Raw genomic sequence first — 4,480 nt, forward strand, 5'->3', positions numbered from 1 at the left:
TCATTAGCAAGTCATTTCAGTTCGAGCCCTACCACGTCACCGATATCCACCGGGGGTGGGCCAAAGGGGAGGGATGGTGGATATCGGCATTCGGTGCTTCATATGGTGCTTCCGAAGCAAAGCAGAAATATGAGTTCTCAGTCAATGAATCGGGTCGCCCCACCCGGGAAGTGAAATGCGCCGCAGGGGCTGACTGGGATAAAGCAGGATTAAAAAATCTCCTGAGAGGGGTCACTGTAGAGTTCGCATACAACCGGAAACTGCTTTGCATCATGAAGCAGGAAGGCAGCGAGGAGGTTTCAAAGCTTCTCATGGAGCAGTCTAAACATGAGTTGGTAATGGCAGGGGTTGTGACGGATGGCGATACTCAAATCGACATATCGGTGACATACCATTATGACGCGACTCCCTTGAAAGCGGGTGAGCCGACGGGCTATATCTTCCGTATCAAGGGCCGCGTTGTGGGAGCGGTGGAGATTATCAACAAGGGTACCGTTTGGATGCATAACTCAGTGACGCCTGAGACCCGCTCGACCCTCGCGGCCGCATCGGCCGTCCTACTCATGCACCAGGACCTGAAAAAGATGATGGAACGAAAATAAAAGGTCCTACCATATCGCCGACCCTCCCCCCCGCCACATAACAGACGACCGCAGTATCGCCGACCCTCCCCCCCTCTTTCAAGCAGATAATCCCGCCCCGACAAAACATGGATACCGGGTCAAGCCCGGTATGACGGGGAGGGGATATCGTGCGGTTCTGAATATCGGGCCCAGAGTCACGCTGGCAACCGAATCCCCTTGATTTTCCTCCGGGTTAATACTAAAATACGAATTCGTTACTAATTAGTATTTTAGTCCTGCGGCAAGCTGAGGGGGGCTTCAATGTTAAAAAGAATCCTTGACCATAAAGAATTGAAGGAAGAGAAATAACGGGGAAAATGGCTAAAAATGGAAAGAAAATAGAAGAGCTCCGCAACAAGATCGACGCTATCGATCTGAAGATCCTGAAACTCTTGAACGAGAGGACCGGGCACGTCCTCGAAGTGGGCACGACAAAGAGGAAGGATAATACGGAGTTCTACCAGCCCGACAGGGAGCGGGAGATCTACGAGCGCCTTACAACCGAGAATACGGGGCCGTTCCCCGACCACGCGCTTAAGAGCGTATTCAGGGAGATAATAAGCGCGTCGCTCTCGCTCGAAAGCCCGCTTAAGGTCGCCTACCTCGGGCCCCCGGCCACGTTCACCCACCAGGCCTGCATGGAGCAGTTCGGCCTCTCCGGCGAGTTCGTGCCCAGGAGCGAGATCGAAGAGGTCTTCGACGAGGTCGAGCGCGGCAGGACCGAGTTCGGCGTGGTGCCCATAGAGAACACCGCCGAGGGGGTCGTCAGCCACACCCTCGACATGTTCGTCACCTCGGAGCTCAAGATATGCGCCGAGGTGATGCTCGAGGTCTCGCTCGCGCTCATGAACAAGAGCGGCAAGATGAAGGACGTCGACAGGGTCTCGTCCCACCCGCACGCGCTCGCCCAGTGCGACAAGTGGCTGAAGGAGAAGCTCCCCAAGGTACCCGTGGTCGACGCCGCCTCGACGGCCGCCGCGGCACAGGCCGCCTCCGTGGACCCGCGGACCGCCGCCATAGCGAGCGAGGCCGCCGCCACCCTCTACGACCTCCGGGTAGTGGAGAAGAAGGTCGAAGACCAGCCGCATAACTTCACGCGCTTCCTGGTCATAGGCAAGGGCAAGGAGCCCAAAAAGACCGGACGCGACAAGACGAGCGCCATGTTCGCCACAAAGGACACCCCCGGCGCGCTCTACGCGATGCTGAAACCGTTCGCGTCGAGGGGGATAAACCTTACGAAGATCGAGTCCCGGCCGCTCCGGAGCAAGGCATGGGAGTATATCTTCTTCCTCGACATGGACGGGCACGTCTCGGAGGACCCCATAAAAGAGGCTTTGGGCGAGCTTGAAAAGCTCGGGAGCTTCTTCAAGCTCCTCGGCTCTTACCCAAAGTCCAATTAAGTGTCGATTATAACTGAAATACCAACAGGTTATGGTGAAAAGTTCAGGCAAAAAACTAAATATAAGCGTCCCCGAGGGCATAGCCTCGCTAACGCCCTATCCACCGGGAAAGCCCATAGAGGAGTTGGAGAGGGAGCTCGGCATAGAGGGCTCCATAAAGCTCGCCAGTAACGAGAACCCGCTCGGCCCCTCCAGGAAGGCCGTGGAGGCGATATCCGGGGCGCTCGGCTCGCTCAACCGCTACCCGGACGGCTCGTGCTACTACCTTAAGCAAAAGCTCTCTGAAAGGCTCGGCGTGGCCCCGGAGATGATCATCCCCGGGAACGGCTCAAATGAGGTAATCGAGCTTATTATAAGGACTTTTCTCCGCCCCGGTGATGAGGTCCTCATGGGCGACCCCTCCTTTGCCGTCTACCCGCTCGTGGTGCAGGCGGCCGGAGGCGAGGCCGTAAGGGTGGATCTAAAAGGGCTCACCATAGACCTCCAGGCAATGGCGGAACGGCTCGTCGATAAGACGCGGGTGGTCTTCATATCCAACCCGAATAACCCGACCGGAACTATCGTTACCTCCTCCGAGCTCGACCGCTTCATGGAGGCCGTGCCGGACGAGACCATAGTCTGCATCGACGAGGCCTACTACGAATACGTAACGAGCCCGGAGTTCCCGGACGCGCTCAAGTACATACGGGAGGGCAGGCCGGTCGTCCTCTTGAGGACGTTCTCGAAGATATACGGCCTTGCGGGGCTCAGGATAGGCTACGGCGTGGCGCGCCCGGATATAGTCGACTACATGGACCGGGTGAGGCAGCCCTTTAACGTCAACTCGCTCGCCATGGGGGCCGCGCTCGCCGCGCTCGACGACGCCGAACACGTCGAGAGCTCGAGGGAGAATAACGCCACGGGGCTGGCCTACCTCTTCGAGGAGATAGAAAAACTCGGCTGCGAGTGCGTGCCGACCGAGGCCAACTTCTTCCTCGTAAAGGTCGGCGACGGAGAGGACGACGGGGGGGCCGTCTACGACGGCCTCTTGAAGAAAGGCGTCATAGTGCGCCCCATGAAGGGCTACGGCCTCGGCCGCTACATACGCGTCACCGTGGGACTGCCCGAAGAGAACAGGCGCTTCGTCGAGGCCTTCAAACAGGTCACCGAATGCAGGGTATGAAAATTAAAGGGGGATAGAATAAAAATGATAATCGTACTCAAGAAAGGCGTTACTCAGGAAGAGACGGACCACGTGGTCGAGAAGATAGAGTCTCTCGGTCTGGCGGTACATATCTCCAAGGGCAAGGAGAGGACCATAATAGGGGCCATCGGCGACGAGTCGCTCCTTGCCTCCACCCCGCTCGAGGTACTGCCCGGCGTAGAGAAGGTGATGCCCATCCTGAAACCCTACAAGCTCGTAAGCCGGGAGTTCAAGGGCGAGGATACGGTAATAGAGGTCGACGGGATAACGATAGGCGCTAAAGAGATCCAGGTCATAGCCGGCCCCTGCAGTGTTGAGAGCAGGGAGATACTCATAGAGACCGCAAAGAAGGTAAAGCAGGCAGGAGCCAAGTTCTTCCGTGGCGGTGCTTTTAAGCCGCGCACCTCGCCCTACTCCTTCCAGGGGCTGGGCGAAGAGGGCTTGAAACTCCTCGCCGAGGCCAAGAAGGAGACCGGGCTGCCGATAGTGAGCGAGCTTATGGACCCGCGCGACACGGCGCTCCTCTGCGAGTACTCGGACATAATACAGATAGGTACGAGGAACATGCAGAACTTCCGGCTCCTTACCGAGGTCGGCAAGGTAGACAGGCCCGTGCTCCTTAAGCGCGGCCTCTCCGCGACCATAAAGGAGTTCCTCATGAGTGCCGAGTACATAGCCTCCCAGGGGAACAGCAACATAATCCTCTGCGAGCGCGGCATACGCACCTTCGAGACGGCGACGCGGAACACGCTGGACCTTAGTGCCGTGCCGGTCTTGAAGAAAGAGACCCACCTGCCGGTCTTCATAGACCCGAGCCATGCCGTGGGGAAACGCGACCTCGTGGCCCCGCTCTCGCTCGCGGCCGTGGCCGTGGGGGCGGACGGCCTCATGATAGAGGTGCACATGGACCCGGAAAACGCCCTTTCCGACGGAGAGCAGTCGCTCGTACCGGATAGCTTCGCCGAGCTTATGAAGAGCATGAAGAAGGTGGCCGAGTCCGTGGGGAGGACTATCTGAAGGAGATAGCGTCGATGGCAGTGGTAGAGGAAGGCGAGGGGAAAACGGAAACAATTCACTTCGATAAGGTCGCGATCATAGGGGTCGGCCTTATAGGGGGCTCGCTCGCCCTGGCCTTGAGGGAGAAGGGGGCCGTGGGCACGGTCGTAGGAGTGGGCCGGGGGCTCCCCAACCTCAACGCCGCAATGGAGCTCGGGGTCGTCGACTCCGTCACGCGCGAGGTGGCCGAGGGGGTGCGGGACGCCGACCTGGTGGTC

5 protein-coding genes are annotated in these 4,480 nt (G+C 58.5%); all 5 read left to right on the top strand.

Annotation, left to right across the window (positions count from 1 at the left end; all coding sequences use genetic code 11):
• The coding region (locus tag V3W31_00180) for a hypothetical protein (GenBank protein ID MEE9613354.1) at nucleotides 1-602 on the top strand (602 nt) is incomplete at its 5' end.
• Nucleotides 603-940: 338 nt separating this feature from the next.
• Complete coding sequence (gene pheA / locus V3W31_00185; GenBank protein ID MEE9613355.1) at nucleotides 941-2,023, top strand: prephenate dehydratase; 1,083 nt, start codon at nucleotides 941-943, stop codon at nucleotides 2,021-2,023.
• Nucleotides 2,024-2,054: 31 nt separating this feature from the next.
• Nucleotides 2,055-3,185, top strand: coding sequence for a histidinol-phosphate transaminase (gene hisC / locus V3W31_00190; protein MEE9613356.1), 1,131 nt, complete (start codon nucleotides 2,055-2,057; stop codon nucleotides 3,183-3,185).
• Nucleotides 3,186-3,209: 24 nt separating this feature from the next.
• The gene (gene aroF, locus V3W31_00195; protein ID MEE9613357.1) at nucleotides 3,210-4,223 is read left to right on the top strand and encodes a 3-deoxy-7-phosphoheptulonate synthase; all 1,014 of its coding nucleotides are present in this window, start codon (nucleotides 3,210-3,212) and stop codon (nucleotides 4,221-4,223) included.
• 14 nt (nucleotides 4,224-4,237) lie between these two features.
• Nucleotides 4,238-4,480 (top strand): prephenate dehydrogenase/arogenate dehydrogenase family protein (locus V3W31_00200; protein ID MEE9613358.1); only part of this gene is annotated, 243 nt, incomplete at its 3' end.

Source organism: Thermodesulfobacteriota bacterium, from assembly GCA_036482575.1.
GTDB lineage: Bacteria > Desulfobacterota > GWC2-55-46 > GWC2-55-46 > JAUVFY01 > JAZGJJ01.

Bases quoted from the DNA above. Each gene is read 5' to 3' on its own strand.
- pheA (MEE9613355.1), top strand. From the start codon at position 941: ATGGCTAAAAATGGAAAGAAAATAGAAGAGCTCCGCAACAAGATCGAC.
- hisC (MEE9613356.1), top strand. From the start codon at position 2,055: ATGGTGAAAAGTTCAGGCAAAAAACTAAATATAAGCGTCCCCGAGGGC.
- aroF (MEE9613357.1), top strand. From the start codon at position 3,210: ATGATAATCGTACTCAAGAAAGGCGTTACTCAGGAAGAGACGGACCAC.